We start from the raw sequence: 20,106 nt of genomic DNA, 5'->3' as shown, positions 1-20,106 counted from the left end.
GGTATGCCTCTCCAAAAATGTGCGGAGCCATGGATGGCGGAGCCCAAGCCGCGCATGGATGCCTCGAGGCGTTTTTTGGAGAGGCATACCCGCCCTGGTGCAGCCCCGGAATTATGAGATCCAGAGTTACACGTAAAAGGGAGAGGAAGGTGAGAAAAGCCCTGATAGTGGCTATGTCCCGCAACCGGGTCATAGGCCGGAACAACAACCTGCCGTGGTACCTGCCGGGCGACCTCCGCTACTTCAAGCAGGCCACCATGGGAAAACCCATCATCATGGGCAGGAAAACCTGGGACTCTATTGGTCGGCCCTTGCCGGGGAGGATGAACGTGGTGATTTCCAGGAACGATGCCTGGGAGGCGCCGACCGGAACGGTAGCCGCGAAGTCATTGCCCGAGGCACTGGTGAAAGCCGAAGCCCAGGCCGAGCTCGAAGGCGGAGATGAAGTGATGATTATCGGTGGCGGGCAGATCTATGCCGAGGCGCTGCCAATGGTCGACCGCATGTACATCACCCAGGTGCACGCTGAGGTGGATGGGGATGCATTTTTTCCGGAAGTAGACTGGGATGAGTGGGAGGAAATCGGACGGGAGGATTTCTCCGCGTCCGATAACAACCCTTACGACTACAGCTTTGTGGCCTATCAGCGCTTGGCGTCGGCCTGACGGAGCGGGCGCTTGCCTGCGGGCTTGCCGCCTTTGCCAGGGGGCTTACCCTTCGGGCCGGGACCGCCACGGCCCTTGGGGCCTTTTTTGAAGCCGGGCTTGTATCCGGGCTTGCCACCCGGCCGGCCGCCCTGGCGATCTCGACGCGGCGGCGCGCTGGCTGAAATCTCCGGCAAGGCCTCCGGTTGCTCCAGCGGAAGCGAGCCCGGCTGGAATGCTTCCAGCCAGCAAGCCAGGGCGCCGGCCACCATCGCTGTGTCCATGTCATTGCGCTCGGCAATCTCATCCAGCAGCGCCATCGCTTTAGCCAGCTTGCCATCCTCGGAAAAACCCAATAGCTGCGCTTCGAACTGCTGCTCGCGCATTTTTTTCAGCTCAACCGGCGAAGGTAGCTGATAGGCTTGCATGGGTGAGTTGGTGGCGCGCTCCAGGGTGCGCAGCCAACTGCGTTCGCGGGGTGTGACCAGCAGGATTGCCTTGCCTTCCCGCCCGGCGCGGCCGGTACGGCCGGTGCGGTGGATGTAGGCTTCGGTATCGTAGGGTACATCGTAGTTGATTACGTGGGTGATCCTGGGCACATCCAGACCGCGGGCGGCCACGTCCGTGGCGACGATGATGTCCTTCTTGCCGCGTTTCAGGTCTTCAACGGTCTGCTCCCGCTGGCGCTGGTTCAGATCGCCATTGAGCGGTGCAACCGCGTGTCCGCGGGCAGAGAGTTTTTCGGCCAGCAAGGTGGTTTCCGCCTTGGTGCGCACGAAGATGATGGCGGCGTCGAACGGCTCCACTTCCAGAATCCGGGTCAGGGCGTCCAGCTTGCGCTCGGCGTACACCGGCAGGACAAACTGGGAGATACGCTCAACCGTGCGGGTTTCGCTCTCGATGCGAACCTCGACGGCGTCGCTCAGGTAGGTCTTGGCAACCTTCTTGATCTGTGGCGGCATGGTGGCCGAGAACAGGGCACGCTGACAGTTCTGCGGCGTTTTCGCCAGAATTGCCTCTACGTCATCAATAAAGCCCATGCGCAGCATTTCGTCCGCTTCATCCAGAACCAGTGCCTTCAGACTATCCAGCTTCAGGGTGCCCTTGCGCAGGTGGTCCAGCATGCGGCCCGGTGTACCCACGATAACCTGGGCGCCGCGGCGAAGACCTTTGATCTGGGGATAGAAATCCTGTCCGCCATAAATCGGCAGAACATGGAAATTACGGAACTTGCTGGCGTAGGTCGTAAACGCTTCGGCCACCTGGATGGCCAGTTCGCGCGTCGGCGCCAGTACCAGAATCTGGGGCTCGGTTGCAGAGGCGTCAATCCGACTCAGCAGAGGCAGTGCAAAGGCCGCGGTTTTACCGGTGCCTGTCTGGGCGACACCCAGCAGATGCTTGCCGGCAAGCAGCGCGGGAATGGTCTGGGCCTGGATCGGTGACGGGGTTTCATAGCCAACGGCAGATACAGCTTCAAGTACGGCTGGATCAAGCCCCAGTTCGGCAAAAGACAATTCAGACATTGATTTACTCGGAATTCGGAAGGTAGAGCATTGCCGGGCAATGCATGATGTGCGCGCATTATAGCGGTTTTCTTGCAGCTTTAATACGCCAAACCTTGTGGGGCCTGTAGGTAGTTGCCGGTGAGCGTCCCGTTGCCGCGAGCCGGCAGGCAGTGACGGTCTTCGGTTGGGAGATTGGGGTGGCTCAGGCCGCCATTTCCGATTTCAGGGCGTCGATGATGATGCGCGCGAAATCTTCCGGTGAGTCCTCCTGAAGGAAGTGCCCGCCACGCAGGGTGATGTGGGGCTGGCCGTGGGCCCCGGGAATCCGGCGCTGCATGTGCCGGTCGCCGCCGCGGGTGATCGGGTCGCCGCTACTGAAGCAGGTGATGAACGGTTTTTTCCATTTTTCCAGAACCTGCCAGGCGGCTTTGTTGGCTTCGCTGTCCGGAGTCCCAGGTTCGGTTGGTACCAGCCTGGGGAAAGCCCGTGCTCCGGCTTTGAAATCCGCGGATGGGAACGGCGCCTCATAGGCGGCAAGTTCCGCTTTGCTCAGGGTTCGCTCGGTGCCCAGTTGAACAATCCGCCCGACCGGGAACCAGGGGCTGTGGGTGGCAAACGTCTTCCAGACCGAAAACACGGCGGGCATCCGGGCTTCTCCCGTCGGCAACATGCCATTTCCGACAATGATGCGGCTGAATCGCTGGGGATGCTCGGCAGCCAGTCGCAAACCCAGCAGTGAACCCCAGTTCTGGCATACCAGGGTTATATCCGTAAGGTTCAGGTTCCCCAGCCAGTTAGCCAGCCAGGCCAGGTGACGGCGATAGCTGTAATCCGCAACCGAATCCGGCTTGTCGGACTTGCCGAAGCCAATCAGATCCGGTGCCAGCACCCGGTGGCCGGCGCCTGCCACCCGCGGAATCATGTGCCGGTAGAGGTAAGACCAGGATGGCTCGCCATGCAGCATCAGCACCGGGGAGGCATTGCGTGCCCCATCGTCAACATAGTGCATCCGGAGACCGGGCTCTACGTCGAAATAGTGTGGTGCAAAAGGGTAGTCCGGAAGGCCCGCGAAGCGGGCTTCATTGGTTCTCAGAATACGCATGCCATCGACTGTCCTGACTGATTGGTTGCGTGATTGCCGGGAGCCATCTGGTGGTCAGGCCTCCCTGATGCAATCGTCGAGTGTCAGGATAAATCAGATGGGGATTTTGTGTGTTTGAGTTGCGTAACAGAGCGTTGCCGGTTTGAATCAGGAGGCGATGCCCGGCATCTGGGCCGGGTATGGCAGTTCAACGCCCTGTCGCCGGATTTATACGGCTTATTTGTCCGGATCGACCAGTGGCTTGCGGTTGGAACGCTTGTCTTGCCAGTCGAGTTCCTTGGGGTTGTACCAGCCGATGGCGTCCAGCACCCTCTCCCGTGTCTGCGGTGACAATGTCGGCCAGAGTTCCTGGAAGCCCTCAAGACCCAGCTCCCGCTGTTTCTGTTGCCTGCTCTGCAGGCGATTGATAATGCGGGGCAGTTGCAGAGCCTCGCCCAGTTGCCCGGGCACCATCACGTCCTGGCCCATCACCTTGCGTCGGTGGGTCCGTGTGGCCAGTACCTTGCGCAACTGCCTGGCAGCTTCCAGCGCGGTTTCGGTGGTGAAGGTTTCCGGTTCCAACAACATGACCTGTTAAGTGGTTGATCAATAACCCCCCACTATAACCCGAAGATGACTACACTGGCCACGTCAGCGTGGTAGGCTAGAATGGCTTGCCATCATTCAGAACGATTTTCGGGGAATTGCCAGAACTATGTACGCAAAACTTGAAACACGGACTTTTCTTGCTTTGTTGGTGGGGGTCTCTCTGGCTTTCGTGTTTCTCATGAAACCCTTCTTCGGCCCCATATTCTGGGCCGTTGCGATTGCCCTGATTTTCCATCCGGTGCAACAGTCGCTGGTTCGTAAACTGGGAAACCGGCCCAATCTGAATGCGTTGATAACCCTCTTCATCTGCATGTTTATCGTAGTGATTCCCGTTCTGGTGCTGGTGACATCGCTGGTTGCCGAGGGCGTGGCGCTTTACCAGCAGATCCAGAGTGGAGACATACGCCCCGGGGAGTACATAGACCGCGTCAATCAGTCTTTCCCGGCTATTCAGGCATTTCTCGCGCAGTTTGATATCAGTTTCGCCGAATTGAGAGACAGGGCAGTGAGTATTTTCGTGGGAGGCAGCCAGTTCCTCGGCAAGCAGGCCCTGGGGCTTGGCCAGAATACCTTCCAGTTTTTCCTGGGGCTGGCGCTGATGGTTTATCTGGCGTTCTTCCTGCTGCGGGACGGCAGTGCGCTGGTGGAACTGATCATTAGAGCGCTGCCACTGGGGGATGAACGGGAGCGGTTGTTGTTTGCCAAGTTTGCGGAAGTCACCCGCGCCACCGTCAAGGGTAATCTGCTGATTGCCATCATCCAGGGAGCCCTCGGGGGGCTGATTTTCTGGGTTCTGGGTATCACCGGGGCGTTGCTCTGGGGTGTGGTAATGGCGATTGTATCGCTTTTGCCAGCGGTCGGCGCAGCGCTGGTCTGGGTGCCGGCTGCCATCTATCTGGCGGCGGTCGGGGATGTGATCGAGGCGGCGGTATTGACGGCATTTGGTGTGGTGGTTATCGGCCTGGCTGACAACCTGCTTCGCCCGATCCTCGTTGGGCGAGACACCAAACTGCCCGACTACATCGTGTTGCTATCGACCCTCGGTGGCATCGTGATGTTTGGCATTAACGGCTTTGTGATGGGACCACTGGTGGCGGCGTTGTTCATGGCGTTCTGGGGAATCTTCATACGTGAATTCAGTGAGGAGGCGCAGGCCGCGGAATCGGTGGCCGAAGAAGCTGTTGGACCGGAGCAGAGCGAAGAGACGGGGCCCGATGTCGGGTAGGGCGACATGCGACAAAAGTATGGTAGTCTCTGGAATGTTTGCCCCAGCCTGTGGAGATAGGCACCACATAACAAGAAAGAAACCGGTATCGATGAGATATCAGGAGTTAAGCAGGTGAGCACCATGAGAAACGCAACTACCCGACTGGGACGCCTGGCCGCTGCGGCCGGTATGGCGGTTACACTGGGCTTTGCCCCCGCAGCCTTCGCGGACGAGACCGTTGCACTCAAGAACGCACTTTACGGCGCAGGGTATGAGATCACCAATGTCAGCCCGAAAATGGACGACACAACCCGGGCTGCACTGGCCAGATTCCAGAAGGACAACGGGCTTCAGGCCAGCGGAGTTCTGGACGAGCCAACGAAAAAAGCCTTGGGCATGATGTCAGTAAAGGTCGCGTCCTCGGCTCCCGCACAGTCAGCAGGCGGTTCCGCCGCCCCGGCCCAGGAAGCGGCACCTTCCTCCACTTCGACGGCGGAACCGGAGCAGGAAGCCGCCATCGAAGAAAAGGACGATGGCGGCTGGTCTCTCTGGTAAGTCTGGTTCGCGCATGAGAAGCCCGGTTATCCAGTCTCTCAGTCGAGTTTGCTGAGGTCCCGGACGGCGCCTTTGTCGGCACTCGTTGCCAGCAGTGCGTAAGCCTTCAGGGCCGCTGACACTTTTCTGTCCCGGGGCAGTTCCGGCCTCCACCCTTTTGCATCCCGGGCTTGCCGGCGCCGGTCCAGTTCGCGCTGGTCCAGCTCGACATTGATGGTCCTGTTCGGGATGTCGATCCGGATAATGTCGCCGTTCTGAATCAGCCCGATCGCACCACCGGCCGCAGCCTCGGGCGAGGCGTGGCCAATGGAGAGGCCGGAGGTGCCACCAGAGAAACGCCCGTCAGTCAGCAACGCGCACTCCTTGCCCAGCCCCTTGGATTTCAGATAACTGGTCGGGTAGAGCATTTCCTGCATGCCCGGGCCGCCACGGGGACCCTCGTAGCGGATGATAACCACCTCGCCGGGTTTGACGTCATCCCCCAGAATGCCGGCAACCGCCGAATCCTGACTTTCAAATACCCTGGCCCTACCTTCGAAAACATAGATGCTTTCGTCCACGCCCGCGGTTTTGACCACGCAACCGTCCGGAGCAATATTGCCGAAAAGCACCGCGAGCCCGCCCTCTGGACTGTAAGCGTTTTCAACTGATCGGATACAACCGGATTCCCGGTCGCCGTCCAGGCTTGGCCAGCGGGTGTTCTGGGAAAAAGCGGTCTGGGTTGGGATGCCGGCCGGCCCGGCCTTGTAGAATTCCACCACTTCGGGAGGCGGGGAGCGCATGATGTCCCAGGTCTGGAGGGCTTCCTTCATGGTCTTGCTGTGCACGGTAGGCAGGTCGGTATTGATCAGCCCTCCGCGTTCCAGTTCGCCGAGAATGCCCATGATGCCGCCGGCGCGGTGAACGTCTTCCATGTGATACCTGGGCGAGTTCGGCGCCACCTTGCAGAGCTGGGGAACCCGGCGCGAAAGCAGATCGATTTCATTCAGGGTGAATGGAACACCGCCTTCCTGGGCGGCTGCCAGCAGATGAAGTATGGTGTTGGTGGAGCCGCCCATGGCGATGTCCATGACCATGGCGTTTTCAAAGGCGGCCATGGAGGCAATGCTCAGCGGCAGAACGCTGGTGTCATCTTCCTCGTAATAGCGGCGCGCATTCTCCACAATCTGTCTGCCGGCTTTCAGGAACAGCTGTTCCCGATCTGCGTGGGTGGCCAGCAGTGAGCCGTTGCCGGGCAGAGCCAGGCCAATGGCCTCGGTGAGGCAGTTCATGGAGTTGGCGGTAAACATACCGGAGCAGGAGCCGCAGGTTGGGCAGGCGCTGCGTTCATATTCCTCCACCTGTTCGTCGCTGGCATTCGGGTCTGCGGCGATGACCATGGCATCCACCAGGTCCAGCTTGTGTTCGGAAAGCCTGGTCTTGCCCGCCTCCATGGGGCCGCCGGAGACAAAGACGGTGGGAATGTTCAGGCGCATGGCGGCCATCAGCATGCCAGGGGTAATCTTGTCGCAGTTGGAGATGCACACCAGGGCGTCGGCGCAATGAGCGTTCACCATGTACTCCACGGAGTCCGCGATGATTTCCCGGGAGGGCAGGGAGTACAACATGCCGTCGTGGCCCATGGCAATGCCATCGTCCACAGCGATGGTGTTGAATTCCTTGGCAACACCGCCGGCGGCTTCTATTTCGCGGCACACCAGCTGCCCGAGATCCTTGAGGTGCACGTGGCCGGGTACAAACTGGGTGAAGGAATTGGCAACCGCGATGATGGGCTTGCCGAAATCTTCGTTTTTCATACCGGTGGCGCGCCAAAGGGCGCGGGCGCCGGCCATGTTACGGCCTGCGGTGGATGTCCGCGAACGATACTGGGGCATGGTGCTCTGGTCTCTCTGTTGTTGCCTGATGACGTTGTGCAAAAAAACAGAGGATACCAGATTAGACTCCAGGCGCATGGCTGTTTTCAGGAGCGCCGTTTACACTAGTTAACAGAGTTGCCAAACGTTTTCCGGTTTGAACCGACAAGGAGTATGCCTATGGTTGGCCAGGAAAGCCTGCCACTACGTCGCCTTAAAGAGTTTCAGCCGCTTAACCGGCTGACGGATGCCCAACTGGTCCTGCTTGCCAGCCGTGCTGAACGGAGGACCCACGGTCCCGGCCAGCGGGTTCTTGAGCGTGGCGTCCGGGATGGCCTCGACTTCTTCCTGATTGCAGGCAAGGTGGAGCTGGAATCGCTGGATGGCCGCAAGTCGGTCATTGAAGCGGGAACTGAAAAAGCCCATAACCCCATTGCCCGGCTCCAACCCCGAATGTACGACGTGACGGCGGTCACGTCGTGCGAATTTCTGGCGGTGGAACAGGAGATACTCAGTCAGCTTCTGAGAGCGGCGCCCGTAGAGCAGGTTGAGATGGATTCTGGAGAGGACTCCGGGGGTATGGAAGGCGAGGAGCACCATCTGCTGATGGAGTTCTACTCGGAACTGCGATCAAACCAGGTCAAGCTTCCGAGTGTTCCCGATGTCGCCTGGAAAGTCCGGCGGGCGGTCGACCGCGAAGAGTCCACGGCGGACCAGGTGGCACTTGCGGTGTCTGCGGATCCGGCCATGGCTGCAAAACTGGTTCGCGCCTGTAACAGTCCTTTGTACCGTGGATTCAGCGACGTCCGGAATGTCCGTGAGGCGGTGGTCCGGCTTGGCATGCGGACTACCCGGCAGCTGGTGACGGTGTTTTCCATGCGGGAAGTCTTCAAGACCCGCCAGGCTGCTCTGCAAAAAGAAATGGAAAAGCTCTGGCGCCATTCAAGGGAAGTGGCAGCCCTGTGCTGGGTGCTGGCGGACCATGCCACTCGCCTCAACCCGGAGGAGGCGCTGCTGGCGGGTCTGCTTCATGACATCGGAGTGGTGCCGGTATTGGTGCAGGCAGAGCACCACGTGAATCTTTTTGCCGATGAGGCCAACCTGAACCATGCTGTTAACGAGTTGAGATCGGACGTGGGCACGGCCGTTCTGGAGAATTGGTCATTCCCGCCGGCGTTCATTGAAGCGGTTCGGCATGCTGAAGACTGGGGTTACGAATGCCGTGAATCGGCTCCGCAACTGGTGGATGTGGTCATCGTGGCGCAATTACACTCGATGATTGGTTCCTGCCAGAATGCCGAGCTACCTCCGTTCGACCAGGTACCGGCATACCGGCGTCTGGGCGAACTTGAACTTAACGCCTCCCGCAGTTTACAGCTTCTGACGGAGGCCAGGGCACGGGTAGACGAGGTTCAGCAATTGCTGTCCATCCGATGATTGTCCGGGCTTGGTAAACTGCGGGATCTGCCTTCCAGTAACTGTTGCACTTATGAATGTACCTCTGTTTCCCCTCAATTCCATCGTCCTGCCCAGGGGCAGGATTCCCCTGCAGCTGTTCGAACCACGCTACATCGATATGCTCACCCGCTGCCTGAAGGAGGACCGGGGCTTCGTGGTCGTGCTGTTGCGGGAAGGTGGGGAGACCGGGCCCACCACCGCTTTCTACGATATTGGCACCTATGTGCGGATCATTGATTTCCAGCAGCTTGAAAACGGGCTTCTGGGAATTACCGTTGAGGGGGCGTCGAAAGTGTCGGTGGTCCGCAGCTGGCAGCAGGAAGACGGGCTCAATGTCGGTGATGTGGAGTGCCTGATCGAAGAGGCGGAAAGCGAGGTGCCCCAGGGTTTTTGCGAGCTGCCTTCGGTGCTCCGGGCGCTGTTCCGGCATCCGGTAATCCGGGACCTGAATATGGATATCGACTACGGCGATGCCCGGGATGTGGGCTGGCGCCTGACGGAGCTGCTGCCACTTGAGCGGCAGGAGAAGCAGGAACTCGTGGAGTTGCAGGATCCGCTGGAGCGGCTCAGCCGCCTGCAGGGACTGCTGGAAGCGCTGGAGGAGGGCTAGCAGCCTGCGCGATTTCTGCCGCGCAGACTGCTAGAGTCCGTGGTCCACCGGGCGAAAGTTTGTGATTGCCTCATTCCAGGCAAGTGACATGTAGGTTACCGCGAAAAGCAGCCACAACGCCGATGCAACAGCAACAGTCACATCCGGTGCCAGTGGCACCCGGTCATACCGGCTGTAACTGGCCCTTACCGCCCCGGTCACCGCTAGACCAAGCAGAATCCCGCCGATAACATCCGTAAACCAGTGAACCCCCAGGTAAAGCCGGCTCAGGGCCACAGGCGCCAGTGGAAGTGACAGGATGACGTAGGATTGCCAGCGCTTGCGGTTCCGGGTTTCGCCTGCCACGAAACTGGCCAGCAGGGTAACCATCAGCGTGATGCCGGCCGTGTGCCCGCTGGGGAAGGCGCCGGAATCCGGCGGACTCAGGACTTCGTCCGGCCGGGGGACGCCGAGCATGGTTTTCAGGCCCCAGACCAGAAGCATGGTCATCAGGGCGGCAATCAGAACGTGGGCCGCGGCGGCATAGTAGCCTTTGAACAGCAGTGCCACGCAGGCCAGGATTCCGGCAGCAATCAGAACAGGCGGATCGCCCAGCAGCGTGAAGGCAATGAACGGTCCGTCCAGCAATGGTTGGCGCAGTTGCTCAAACCAGTGCAGGGTTGCCTGATTGAATCCGTCCAGCAAATGAGTATTTGTGGCCAGCTGGCCCCAGATCAGCAGCAGGGCGGTGGCGCCCAGCGCGAGCGTGAAGGAGGCCAGAGGGAATTCCCCCTCCCGGGCTGGTCGCTGGTTGGTGTAAAGGCGCCAGAAACGGTGAGTGGCCGCGTATTGCCCCATCCACTGTTTCAGCCATTGGTAAAAACGGCCTTCTTCCCCGAGCCCGAGCTGAAACCGCAAGAGCACGAAATAGACGATGAGCAGCGCCGAAAGGCTGATGCCGGTGACGGCATAGAAGTGGGCTGGTGGTCGTATGCCGCTGGCCAGTGCGCTGCCCACCAGGAAGCCGGGGAAAACATACGCCGGCGCCCAGGCGACCGCCGAGCCGATGTTGAACGCCAGAAAACGATGCCATGGCATCATCAGCGCCCCGGCAATCAGGGGGATCACTGGCCGCACCGGCCCCACGAAGCGCCCGATGATGACACTCTTGCCTCCGTGGCGACGAAAGAAGCGTTCACCCTTGTCGGTGATCACCGGGTAGCGGCTTATCGGCCAGACGGTCGTCAGGCGGCCCTGCATCAGACGGCCCAGGCCAAAACTCACTGTGTCACCAGCTATCGCGCCCAGGCCCGCCCAGAGCAGGGCCTCTGGCAACGGCATCCCGGTCTGACCTGCCAGCAGGGCCACCGCAAACAGGATAGCGACGCCAGGAACAATGATGCCGGCAATGGCAAGGGATTCGGTGAAGGCGGTGGTAAAAAGGGCCAGTGCCAGCCAGCCTGGATGCACGCTCAACCAGGCCGACAGTTCGTTAAGCCAGGCATTGCTCATGTTTCGATGGTTTCTCCGGGGCTGAACCAGACTGAATCCGGGCTTCGTTTGCGCGCATCCTCCATGGCCTGATGCGCTCGCTTACGGAGCGTGTCGGTCCGGGTGTCGCCGCTGCCACGGGTGGTGCAACCCAGACTCACTGTTGCTTTGCCGACCGCCGGCCAGTGGTGCTCGGCAATGGTCCGGCGGATACGCTCAGCAATCACCCTCACTCCCTCTTCCGGCGTGAAGGGCAGTATCAGGAAAAACTCGGATTCGTTCAGGGTATACAGGGTGTCGCCGGCACGAATAACACCGAACAGATGCTCGGTCATGTGCCGGAAAAGCCCCTGAACCTGATCCTTGCCGTGCAAGTCGGCAACTTCGTTCGCGTAGTCAATGCTCAGGTCTATCACGGACAGGGGGTGCCCGGTGGCGATTGCCCGGCTGATTTCCTTTTGCAGGGTTTCGTCCAGAAAACGGGAATTGTGCGCGCCGGTGACCGGATCGATGATGGCAAGATCCTCGGCAGACTGTGCCATGTGATCGTAATGCCAGATGTACAGTGCGGCGACTGAGAGCAGAATGAAGAGCCCTCCGATGACGGTGATCGCATCTGCCGGAGCCTGTCGCAGGAACAGGATGACCGACATCGGAATCAGCAGCAGGAGCGAGAGTGCCAGGCCCTGACGCAATGGCAGGACCAGTAGGTTCAGTGCGACCAGGGGCATGGCCCAGTGGGAAATGCCCGGCGCATCCAGGGTCAGCAGGGCGGCCAGCATGCCGGCGTTCAGGCCCGAGAGAATGACCAGGTGGCCCGGAGCGGAAAGCTGGTGCCGGCGGCAGATGACGGTATAGATGGCGCCGGCCAGCGTCAGGGCTGCCATGCCTGTGGCCAGGTAAAACAGCTCGTAAAAGCCGTACTGGAGATTCTGCAAGGCCAGTGCAAAGATAAACAGACAGGCGATGCTGTAGCCGAAGGTGTGTGTCCAGGTTCTGAGGCGGGTTTCAGTCATGAAACCGGCCCCTGTGCCTGCGGTCGGCTAGGTTGCGCCGGCTGCGACCAGGAGCTGTATGCCTGGCTCCGGTTACCCCCCTGTTGCTGGGCCCGGCGCAGGGCATTGGCCGCACTTTGCTGAAGCGTGTTGGCGTCGTCTCCGATATTGAGCCCGGCAATGCCTGTGCTGACGGTGAGATTCATGCCGTGACCTTCCAGCAGTGTTGCCAGCCCCTTGCGAATGGTTTCGCCCCGGGCGATGGCGTCACTGGTGGAAATGCCCGGGAGGATAACCAGAAACTGGAGATCCGCCACCCGGTAGTAGGTATCAAAATCCCGTATCTGGGAATGCAGGTAGCGGCCGATGCGTGGCAGGATTGAACGGATATCCTCGTCCGGATCATGATCGCTCAGATGGGTGTCCAGCCCGATCATGATAATGGACATGTCCGTACCTTCCCGCTCGCTGCGCTGGATTTCCTTGTGCAGGTCGGCAGAGAGGTAGTCCCGGCTGGCGGCCTGGGTCAGCTCATCGGTCCGGCGCAGTGGCGCCAGTTGCCGGGTTTTGTATTCACGCAGGAACACCAGCAGGGCCGACAGCAGTATGGTGAGAAGAAACGCGCTGATCATCTGGTGACGGTCTGCCAGGCCGACTGCCCACTGTGTGGCAGCCATGGCCAGGACCACGAAGACCAGGGTAATGAGTGCCGCCGCCGCAGGCGGAACAAGAGCGAATGCAGCGAGAGGGATGGCATACAGCCAGTGGCTCAGAACCCAGGGGCCGGTCCAGAAACTGGCCAGGAGAATCAGCAGGAGAATCAGGAAGAAAGCCTGCTGAAGCCGCGGCCAGGGTTGGTTTGTCCGGCTGGGGTGAAATGTTTTGCCCGCAATCACAACACCGGCGGCTGCGGCCGCTGCCGCCGCAACCATGGGTTCGCCCAGCATGACGCACAGAACTGCAATCGCAATCAGCGCCACGAAGCCTGCCCGTGACAACTTGCTTAACAGGAATTTTTCGGCCATTTGGGCCATGGTGTCCTTCCTTTTCCTCAACTCCCTGAAAAAACGTTCCCGAGGTTTTCAAGTATGGCATACCGCAGCGGTATAATATCCGTTTGGGATGCGTACTTGAAACGGGAAAGGTAAAGTTAGGCGCTTATTCCTGATTTTCCTTTGAAATAGCGTTTTGGAAACAAAAAGGTAACTGAATGGATATTGCAGCGTATATGGCTGAAGTGGGGAAGCAGGCCCGCGCAGCGGCAACACAGGTTGCGCGCTCGACTACCGCTGTTCGCAATCACGCCTTGCTGGCGACAGCCGAGGCCCTTGATGCGGAACGGGAAGAGTTGACTGTGGCCAATGGCAAAGACCTGGAGCGGGGCCGGGAAAATGGCCTCGATGCGGCCATGCTGGACAGGCTTGAGCTGACGCCCCCACGGATCGACGCCATGATCGAAGGGCTGAAACAGGTGGCATCGCTGCCGGACCCCATTGGCGCCATTACTGATATGGCGTACCGCCCCTCGGGCATTCAGGTTGGCAAGATGCGGGTTCCTCTCGGTGTGATCGGCATCATTTACGAGTCCCGCCCCAATGTGACCGTTGAAGCGGCCAGTCTGTGCCTGAAATCCGGAAACGCCACCATTCTCCGGGGTGGTTCCGAATCGATCCATTCCAATCAGGCCATTGCCCGCTGTCTCGCGGGGGGATTGGCAAAGGCTGGCCTGCCGGAAGCAGCCGTACAGGTCATCAAAACAACGGACCGCGCCGCCGTGGGAGCGCTGATCACCATGCCCGCGTATGTGGATGTCATCGTGCCCAGAGGGGGTAAGGGTCTGATCGAGCGGATCAGCCGGGATGCCAGGGTGCCGGTAATCAAGCATCTCGACGGTGTATGCCACGTTTACATCGACAGCCATGCCGATCCGGAGAAGGCGCTGAAGGTGGCGGTCAACGCCAAAACCCAGCGGTACGGCACCTGCAACACCATGGAAACGCTGTTGGTAGACAAGGAAATTGCGGAGGATATTCTGCCGCTTCTGGCACCGGCCTTCGTCGAAAAAGGGGTGGAACTTCGCGGTTGTGAACAGACCCGTGCCATTGTTGAAGGTGTTGCCAGGGCTACCGAGGCAGACTGGGAAGCCGAGTATCTGGCCCCGGTTCTGGCGGTGCGGGTAGTTGATGGACTGGATGGCGCCATTGACCACATTAGCCGGTACAGCTCGCAGCACACCGACAGCATCGTCACCGAGAATTACACCCGGGCGCGCCGGTTTATCACCGAGGTGGATTCCAGCTCGGTGATGGTCAATGCCTCCACACGCTTCGCGGATGGCTTCGAGTATGGCCTGGGCGCGGAGATTGGTATCTCCACTGACAAGATCCATGCCCGTGGACCGGTGGGACTTGAGGGGCTCACGTCCCAGAAGTACGTTGTGTTTGGCGACGGGCATATCCGGACCTGATGCCCATGCATGTGATTTATGGCGGAACCTTTGATCCGGTGCACCATGGCCACCTGCGGCTGGCCCTTGAAATTGGTGACCGCCTCGGGGTCGGGGTCGTCAGCCTCGTGCCCTGTCATATTCCGCCGCATCGGGGGCAGACCGGCGCGTCTTCCGACCAGCGTCTGGGCCTGCTCAGGCTGGCGGTTGCCGGCGAGCCTCAGTTGCGGATTGACGACCGGGAGCTGGCTCGGGAGGGCGCGTCTTACACAGCCGATACCCTTCGCCAGTTGCGGGCTGAACTTGGCCCGGACAAGCCGCTGGTAATGGTGGTCGGCACCGATGCCTTTGCCGGCTTTGATCGCTGGCGGGAGTGGCAGCAAATCCCCGACCTTGCCCATGTGGTTGTGGTTCGCCGGCCTGGCCCGGCGCCGGACCCGTCGGGCAAGCCGGCGCAACTGCTGGCGGAGCGGGCAGTGACAGGTCCGCAGGCGCTGCACCGTCGCCCCTGTGGCGGGTTTCTTGAACTGGATCTGCCGCTTCTGGATATCTCTGCCACGGGAATCCGGGAGCGTATCCGCGACGGCCGTTCGCCCCGTTACCTGGTGCCCGATACGGTCTGGCGGGAAATTCGCCGTCAGGGGCTTTACGGCGCATGCCCCGGCGGGAACTTTTAGTGCTACAATCGCGTCTGAGTATGATATTTCGGGCGGCCATTCGGGCAAACGCCCGTCCAACAGGGTGATTATGCAGGCAGAGCAACTGAAAGACCTGGTAGTAAATGCGCTTGAAGATGTGAAGGCACAGGACATCAGCGTGATTGATGTCCGTGACCGAACCAGTGTCACCGACTTCATGGTCCTGGCATCAGGAACGTCCAACCGACATGTGAAATCCCTTGCCGATTCCGTGGTTGTCGAGGCCAAAGAACAGGGTGTTCGCGCGGGCAACGTGGAAGGCACCGGCGTCAGTGACTGGATCCTGGTAGATCTTGGCGATGTGGTTGTCCATGTCATGATGCCTGCCACCCGGGAGTTTTACGATCTGGAGCGCTTCTGGCGGGATGCTCCGGATCTTGGTGTTGCAGGCAGCGAATAATCATGCGGTTACGCCTGGTCTGTGTGGGGCAGAAAATGCCCGGCTGGGTCAGTACCGGATTCGGAGATTACGCCCGCCGCATGCCGCCGGAGCTGCCCCTGGAACTGGTGGAAATAGCCATGGCCCACCGGGGCAGGAATCCCGACATTCCCAGGCTGATGCAGCGTGAAAGCGACGCCATTCTTGCAGCGACGGGCCCGAAGGACCGGGTGGTTGCGCTGGAAGTTGGCGGGCGGCCCTGGTCGACCGCAAAACTGGCCAGCCAGCTTGAAAACTGGCAGCAGGATGGCCGGGATGTGAGCTTCCTGGTTGGTGGCCCTGACGGTCTGGCGGAAGACTGCCGGAAACGGGCCGACCAGCAATGGTCCCTTTCGCCCCTTACCCTGCCTCACCCTCTGGTGCGAATAGTCCTGGCGGAACAACTTTACCGGGCCTGGTCGATCACCCGCAACCACCCGTACCATCGGGCTTAGGGGGCTCTATGCCGTGGGGCGAGTTCAAGGATACGGCGGCGGAACGCCGGCTGTTCCAGCGCCGGACCCTGGCCATGTTGGTGCTTGTTGTGCTGGCGATTGGTGGCCTGCTTGCGCGCATGTATCAACTGCAGGTCGTGGAGCACGACGTTTATACAACCCTGTCTGACAAGAACCGCGTGCAGGTCCAGTCGGTCCCCCCGCCCAGAGGTCTTATCTACGACCGCAACAACACCCTGCTGGCCGAGAACCGCCCGGTTTTCAGTGTGACACTTGTGCCGGAACGTGTTGACGGCATGGATGACACTCTCGGGCAACTGGGCACTATTCTGGATATTTCCGAGGAAGACCTGGAGCGCTTCCGGCGCCGGCTTCAGGAACCCCGGCGGCCGTTCCAGGAAATTCCCCTTCGCTACGACCTCAATGAGCAGGAGATGGCTCGCCTCGCGGTGCTTCGCCACGAACTCCCCGGTGTGGAGGTGAGTGCCGAGCTTGTCCGATATTACCCGTACAGCGAGCTGACCGCCCATGCGCTTGGCTTTGTCGGCCGAATCAACCGGGATGAACTGCAGCGTATCGACCCGGTGAACTACGCGGGCACCAACTACATCGGAAAATCGGGCATCGAACGGTTTTACGAGGAAATCCTCCACGGCCGGGTCGGTTATCAACACGTCGAGACCAACGCCCGCGGGCGGACCCTGAGGGTTCTGGAGCGTGAAAACCCGGTGCCTGGCGAAGACCTTCAGCTGCATCTCGATCTCAGGTTGCAACAACGTGCCCATGAGCTGCTGGCTGGCCGCCGGGGCGCTATTGTCGCGATTGAACCTGCCACCGGAGGCATTCTGGCGCTGGCCAGCGTGCCGGGATTCGATGCCAACAAATTTGTCACCGGTATCAGTGTCAAGGATTACCGCGAGCTCAGTGAAAGCAACGACAAACCTCTCTTCAACCGCGCTCTGCGTGGGCAATACCCGCCGGGCTCAACGCTCAAGCCCATGCTTGCTGTTGCCGCGCTCGACAGCGGTGCCACCACCCGGGAATACACCATATGGGACCCTGGATATTTCCGTCTGAATGCAGGTGGCCGGCTCTGGCGGGACTGGAAGCCGGGTGGTCATGGCTGGGTGGATCTTAAAGACGCAGTGGCAGAGTCCTGTGACGTCTACTTTTACGAAATGGCCGTCGAGATGGGCGTGGACACCATGTACAGCTACCTGTCCCGCTTCGGCTTCGGGGAGGACGCCGCCCTGGACGTTTCCGGTGCACTGAGTGGCCTGCTTCCATCGCGGGACTGGAAGCGGGCGGTCAAGAATGAGCCCTGGTACCCGGGGGATTCGGTGAACTTTGGTATCGGTCAGGGTTTCATGCTCGCCACACCACTGCAACTGGCCACGGCTACCGCCCTGATAGCCAATCGGGGCAAGTGGGTGGAGCCGAGGTTGCTCAAGGGCATAAAGGGGGATCATCCGGCCGATGAATATTTGCCCGAGGAAACCCACGAGCCGCTCAGGCTGAAAAATCCGGGTGACTGGGAGTATGTGGTGGAATCGATGGTCGAGGTCATGCATGGCCGGAAAGGAACTGCCCGCGGCGCAGCCCGCGGCGCTCCCTACAAGATGGCTGGCAAGACCGGAACGGCTCAGGTGTTCAGCCTGGCAGAGGATGAGGAATACGACGCGGAAGAGATCCGTGAGCGACTCAGGGACCATGCGCTTTTCGTCGGCTTTGCGCCCGTGGACAACCCGAAGATTGCGGTGGCCGTGATTGTTGAGAATGGTGGCAGTGGCAGCGGCACGGCGGCACCGGTTGCCCGTGCCCTGTTCGATGCCTGGCTGCTCGACTACGCCGGGCAGGCGGAGGGCGCGCTGGTCAGCGGTGTTGAAGCGCAGGTGCCGAACTGATGGCTGTCAAGGCGTTACTGGACCCAACCGCGACTAATCCCCTGGGCCGGCAACGGAGCATCTGGATGGCGTTGCATCTTGATCCGATCCTGCTGTTGTTGTTGCTCTTGCTGGTTTTTGGCGGCCTGTTCGTACTTTACAGCGGTGCAGACAGGAACCTGGAAGTGGTCAAGGCGCAGGGAATCCGAATGGGCGTGGCATTCGTGGTGATGCTCGTGTTCGCGCAACTGGACCCGTCGGTGTTTCGTCGCTGGGCGCCCTGGCTCTACGGAGCCGGGGTCATTTCGCTGATTGCGGTCATTCTGGTGGGGGTGGGGGCAAAGGGTGCGCAGCGCTGGCTGGCCTTGCCGGGACTGCCCCGCTTCCAGCCTTCCGAACTGATGAAACTCGTGGTGCCCATGATGGCGGCCTGGTATCTCTCCAGGCACTTTCTGCCTCCGCGCGGCCGGCATGTGGCAGTGGGGCTTGTGATCGTTCTGATGCCCATGGTGATGATCATGAAGCAACCGGATCTGGGGACCTCACTGTTGGTGGGAATGGCGGGTATTTTTGTTGTGTTTTTTGCGGGGATCAGTTGGAAACTGATCGCCGCTTTTGTGGCCATGGTGTCGGTGTCTGCGCCACTGATGTGGTTTTTTGGTATGCGGGAATACCAGAAGCAGCGGGTCTTGACGTTGCTGGATCCTCAAAGCGATCCGCTTGGCGCCGGCTGGAATATCATCCAGTCCAAAACCGCGATTGGGTCCGGAGGGGTTGACGGTAAGGGCTGGCTGCAGGGCACCCAGTCCCACCTCGAGTTTTTGCCGGAGAGCCATACCGATTTTATCGTTGCCGTGCTGGCGGAGGAGTTCGGTTTTATCGGTATGGTGGCCCTGATGACCCTGTATTTCCTGATCATACTCCGGTGCCTGTACATCGCAGCCACGGCCCAGGATTCCTTCGGTCGCCTGCTGGCCGGCGCACTGGCCATGACCTTCTTTATTTATGTCTTTGTCAATATCGGGATGGTAAGCGGACTTTTGCCCGTGGTGGGTGTGCCATTACCCCTGATCAGCTATGGTGGAACGTCCAGTGTTACCCTGATGGCCGCATTCGGAGTGTTGATGTCGATCCATACTCACCGGCGCATGATCGGCGCCTGAGCGGAATGCCATCAACCATGGCGGCCGGGTAATGGTGAAGGCCTCGGATAACCCGTTACAATGGGAGCAACGCTGCCGGAACTTTGGTGACGGCGGCCCAGGTGGTCAAGAGGAAAACCGGACTGTGAACTGCAAACCTTCCCTATTGTTCGTTCTGGCGGTTACCGCGGCAGTGATCCTCAGTGGGTGCGCTTCTGCGCCCGAGACGGATCACTCATCCCGCTATACCCTGGCGAATGATCGGGCACCTTCGGGCAATTTTGATACCTCCGGGCTTAACGACGCGGTTCCGGTTTACGAAGCGCCCAGTCGTTCAGGAAATAAGTCTCCCTACACGGTCTGGGGCAAGCAGTATCGTGTTCTCGACAGCAACAACGGTTATACAGCTCGGGGCACGGCGAGCTGGTATGGCGAAAAATTCCATGGCCATAAGACCTCCAACGGCGAAACCTTTGACATGTATGCCATGTCTGCGGCCCACAAATCATTGCGGATCCCCGGGTACGCCCGGGTAACCAATCTTGATAACGGTCGCTCGGTGATTGTCCGGGTTAATGATCGCGGGCCTTTCCATGGCGACCGGTTAATCGATCTTTCCTACGCGGCCGCCAAAAAGCTGGGTTACCAGGCCCGGGGCACTGCGAGGGTTGAAGTTGCCGCCATCACGGTGAAGCCAGATGGCTCCATGTTTCTTGCTGGCAAGCCCTTTTCGCCGGTGGATGCCGGACCCACCGAAAGCCGGGTGAGGGCAAGCGGTGAGATGGCAATGGAGAAGCGCTCGCTGTTCGTGCAGTTGGGCTCTTTCAGTAGCCGCGATCCGGCCGAGAAGTTGCTCGGCCAGGTAAGGGCAGTACTTGAGAACCCTGCGCGGGTCAGAGCTGTCGATACCGCCTCCGGACGGTTTCACCGTGTTCAGGTGGGACCATTCCGGGATGAAGATTCCGCCAGGAAGACCCAGAGTCTCCTGGAGGCGCGTGGATTTGATCAGTCGATCCTGCTGACGGATTCACACTGAACTGGTCAAAAAAAGACGCTGAAAACGACACACACCCAACG

19 protein-coding genes are annotated in these 20,106 nt (G+C 60.0%); 12 read left to right on the top strand and 7 right to left on the bottom strand.

The features are described 5' to 3' along the window. The first annotated feature begins 149 nt into the window (after positions 1 to 149). Positions 150 to 665 (top strand): dihydrofolate reductase, encoded by a 516-nt coding sequence (locus QPL96_RS14335; protein WP_303287995.1) that lies wholly within the window; start codon positions 150 to 152, stop codon positions 663 to 665. On the opposite strand, the gene QPL96_RS14330 is transcribed toward QPL96_RS14335, so the two are convergent. The 3 genes from QPL96_RS14330 to QPL96_RS14320 form a co-directional block, all read right to left on the bottom strand. Next, a complete protein-coding gene (locus QPL96_RS14330; protein ID WP_303287994.1) occupies positions 644 to 2,167 on the bottom strand; it encodes a DEAD/DEAH box helicase in 1,524 nt (507 codons plus the stop codon). The genes QPL96_RS14335 and QPL96_RS14330 overlap by 22 nt on opposite strands. A gap of 184 nt (positions 2,168 to 2,351) precedes the next feature. Further along, positions 2,352 to 3,251 carry a haloalkane dehalogenase gene (locus QPL96_RS14325; protein WP_303287993.1) on the bottom strand — a complete coding sequence of 300 codons (900 nt, stop codon included), beginning with the start codon at positions 3,249 to 3,251 and terminating at the stop codon, positions 2,352 to 2,354. Between the two features lie 216 nt (positions 3,252 to 3,467). After that, positions 3,468 to 3,818, bottom strand: coding sequence for a hypothetical protein (locus QPL96_RS14320; protein ID WP_303287992.1), 351 nt, complete (start codon positions 3,816 to 3,818; stop codon positions 3,468 to 3,470). Positions 3,819 to 3,945: 127 nt separating this feature from the next. Between QPL96_RS14320 and QPL96_RS14315 the strand changes: the two genes are divergently transcribed. Next, complete coding sequence (locus QPL96_RS14315) at positions 3,946 to 5,064, top strand: AI-2E family transporter (protein ID WP_303287991.1); 1,119 nt, start codon at positions 3,946 to 3,948, stop codon at positions 5,062 to 5,064. A gap of 123 nt (positions 5,065 to 5,187) precedes the next feature. Then, on the top strand, positions 5,188 to 5,601 hold the full coding sequence (locus QPL96_RS14310) for a peptidoglycan-binding domain-containing protein (RefSeq protein WP_303287990.1): 414 nt from the start codon (positions 5,188 to 5,190) through the stop codon (positions 5,599 to 5,601). 38 nt (positions 5,602 to 5,639) lie between these two features. On the opposite strand, the gene ilvD is transcribed toward QPL96_RS14310, so the two are convergent. After that, positions 5,640 to 7,475, bottom strand: coding sequence for a dihydroxy-acid dehydratase (gene ilvD / locus QPL96_RS14305; RefSeq protein WP_303288005.1), 1,836 nt, complete (start codon positions 7,473 to 7,475; stop codon positions 5,640 to 5,642). Between the two features lie 159 nt (positions 7,476 to 7,634). Here ilvD and QPL96_RS14300 point away from each other — a divergent pair, with 159 nt between their 5' ends. Further along, entirely contained in the window at positions 7,635 to 8,891 is a 1,257-nt protein-coding gene (locus QPL96_RS14300; protein WP_303287989.1) for an HDOD domain-containing protein, read from the top strand. 52 nt (positions 8,892 to 8,943) lie between these two features. Continuing rightward, positions 8,944 to 9,522, top strand: coding sequence for an LON peptidase substrate-binding domain-containing protein (locus QPL96_RS14295; RefSeq protein WP_303287988.1), 579 nt, complete (start codon positions 8,944 to 8,946; stop codon positions 9,520 to 9,522). A gap of 30 nt (positions 9,523 to 9,552) precedes the next feature. On the opposite strand, the gene QPL96_RS14290 is transcribed toward QPL96_RS14295, so the two are convergent. From QPL96_RS14290 to QPL96_RS14280, 3 genes are read right to left on the bottom strand one after another with little or no spacing between them, the layout of a single operon-like run. Then, the gene (locus QPL96_RS14290) at positions 9,553 to 11,013 is read right to left on the bottom strand and encodes a bifunctional DedA family/phosphatase PAP2 family protein (protein WP_303287987.1); all 1,461 of its coding nucleotides are present in this window, start codon (positions 11,011 to 11,013) and stop codon (positions 9,553 to 9,555) included. Beyond that, the gene (locus tag QPL96_RS14285; protein WP_303287986.1) at positions 11,010 to 12,008 is read right to left on the bottom strand and encodes a GGDEF domain-containing protein; all 999 of its coding nucleotides are present in this window, start codon (positions 12,006 to 12,008) and stop codon (positions 11,010 to 11,012) included. The genes QPL96_RS14290 and QPL96_RS14285 overlap by 4 nt, the downstream gene beginning before the upstream one ends. Further along, the gene (locus QPL96_RS14280; RefSeq protein ID WP_303287985.1) at positions 12,005 to 13,021 is read right to left on the bottom strand and encodes a GGDEF domain-containing protein; all 1,017 of its coding nucleotides are present in this window, start codon (positions 13,019 to 13,021) and stop codon (positions 12,005 to 12,007) included. The genes QPL96_RS14285 and QPL96_RS14280 overlap by 4 nt, the downstream gene beginning before the upstream one ends. A gap of 176 nt (positions 13,022 to 13,197) precedes the next feature. Here QPL96_RS14280 and QPL96_RS14275 point away from each other — a divergent pair, with 176 nt between their 5' ends. The 7 genes from QPL96_RS14275 (at position 13,198) to QPL96_RS14245 (ending at position 20,065) form a co-directional block, all read left to right on the top strand. Continuing rightward, positions 13,198 to 14,454 (top strand): glutamate-5-semialdehyde dehydrogenase, encoded by a 1,257-nt coding sequence (locus QPL96_RS14275; protein ID WP_303287984.1) that lies wholly within the window; start codon positions 13,198 to 13,200, stop codon positions 14,452 to 14,454. Between the two features lie 5 nt (positions 14,455 to 14,459). Then, the gene (nadD, locus tag QPL96_RS14270; protein WP_303287983.1) at positions 14,460 to 15,110 is read left to right on the top strand and encodes a nicotinate-nucleotide adenylyltransferase; all 651 of its coding nucleotides are present in this window, start codon (positions 14,460 to 14,462) and stop codon (positions 15,108 to 15,110) included. 70 nt (positions 15,111 to 15,180) lie between these two features. After that, on the top strand, positions 15,181 to 15,531 hold the full coding sequence (gene rsfS, locus QPL96_RS14265; protein ID WP_303287982.1) for a ribosome silencing factor: 351 nt from the start codon (positions 15,181 to 15,183) through the stop codon (positions 15,529 to 15,531). 2 nt (positions 15,532 to 15,533) lie between these two features. Further along, positions 15,534 to 16,004, top strand: coding sequence for a 23S rRNA (pseudouridine(1915)-N(3))-methyltransferase RlmH (gene rlmH, locus QPL96_RS14260; protein ID WP_303287981.1), 471 nt, complete (start codon positions 15,534 to 15,536; stop codon positions 16,002 to 16,004). A gap of 8 nt (positions 16,005 to 16,012) precedes the next feature. Then, a complete protein-coding gene (mrdA, locus tag QPL96_RS14255) occupies positions 16,013 to 17,908 on the top strand; it encodes a penicillin-binding protein 2 (protein WP_303287980.1) in 1,896 nt (631 codons plus the stop codon). Continuing rightward, positions 17,908 to 19,050: a rod shape-determining protein RodA gene (rodA, locus tag QPL96_RS14250; RefSeq protein ID WP_303287979.1), complete on the top strand. Its 1,143-nt coding sequence runs from the start codon at positions 17,908 to 17,910 to the stop codon at positions 19,048 to 19,050. The genes mrdA and rodA overlap by 1 nt, the downstream gene beginning before the upstream one ends. A gap of 124 nt (positions 19,051 to 19,174) precedes the next feature. Next, positions 19,175 to 20,065: a septal ring lytic transglycosylase RlpA family protein gene (locus tag QPL96_RS14245; RefSeq protein ID WP_303287978.1), complete on the top strand. Its 891-nt coding sequence runs from the start codon at positions 19,175 to 19,177 to the stop codon at positions 20,063 to 20,065. Positions 20,066 to 20,106: the final 41 nt, after the last annotated feature.

It is taken from the genome of Marinobacter sp. SS8-8 (assembly GCF_030540945.1).
Classification (GTDB): Bacteria; Pseudomonadota; Gammaproteobacteria; order Pseudomonadales; family Oleiphilaceae; genus Marinobacter.
The sequence above is the reverse complement of the archived record's forward strand: the minus strand, read 5'-3'. Positions and strand labels throughout refer to the sequence as shown.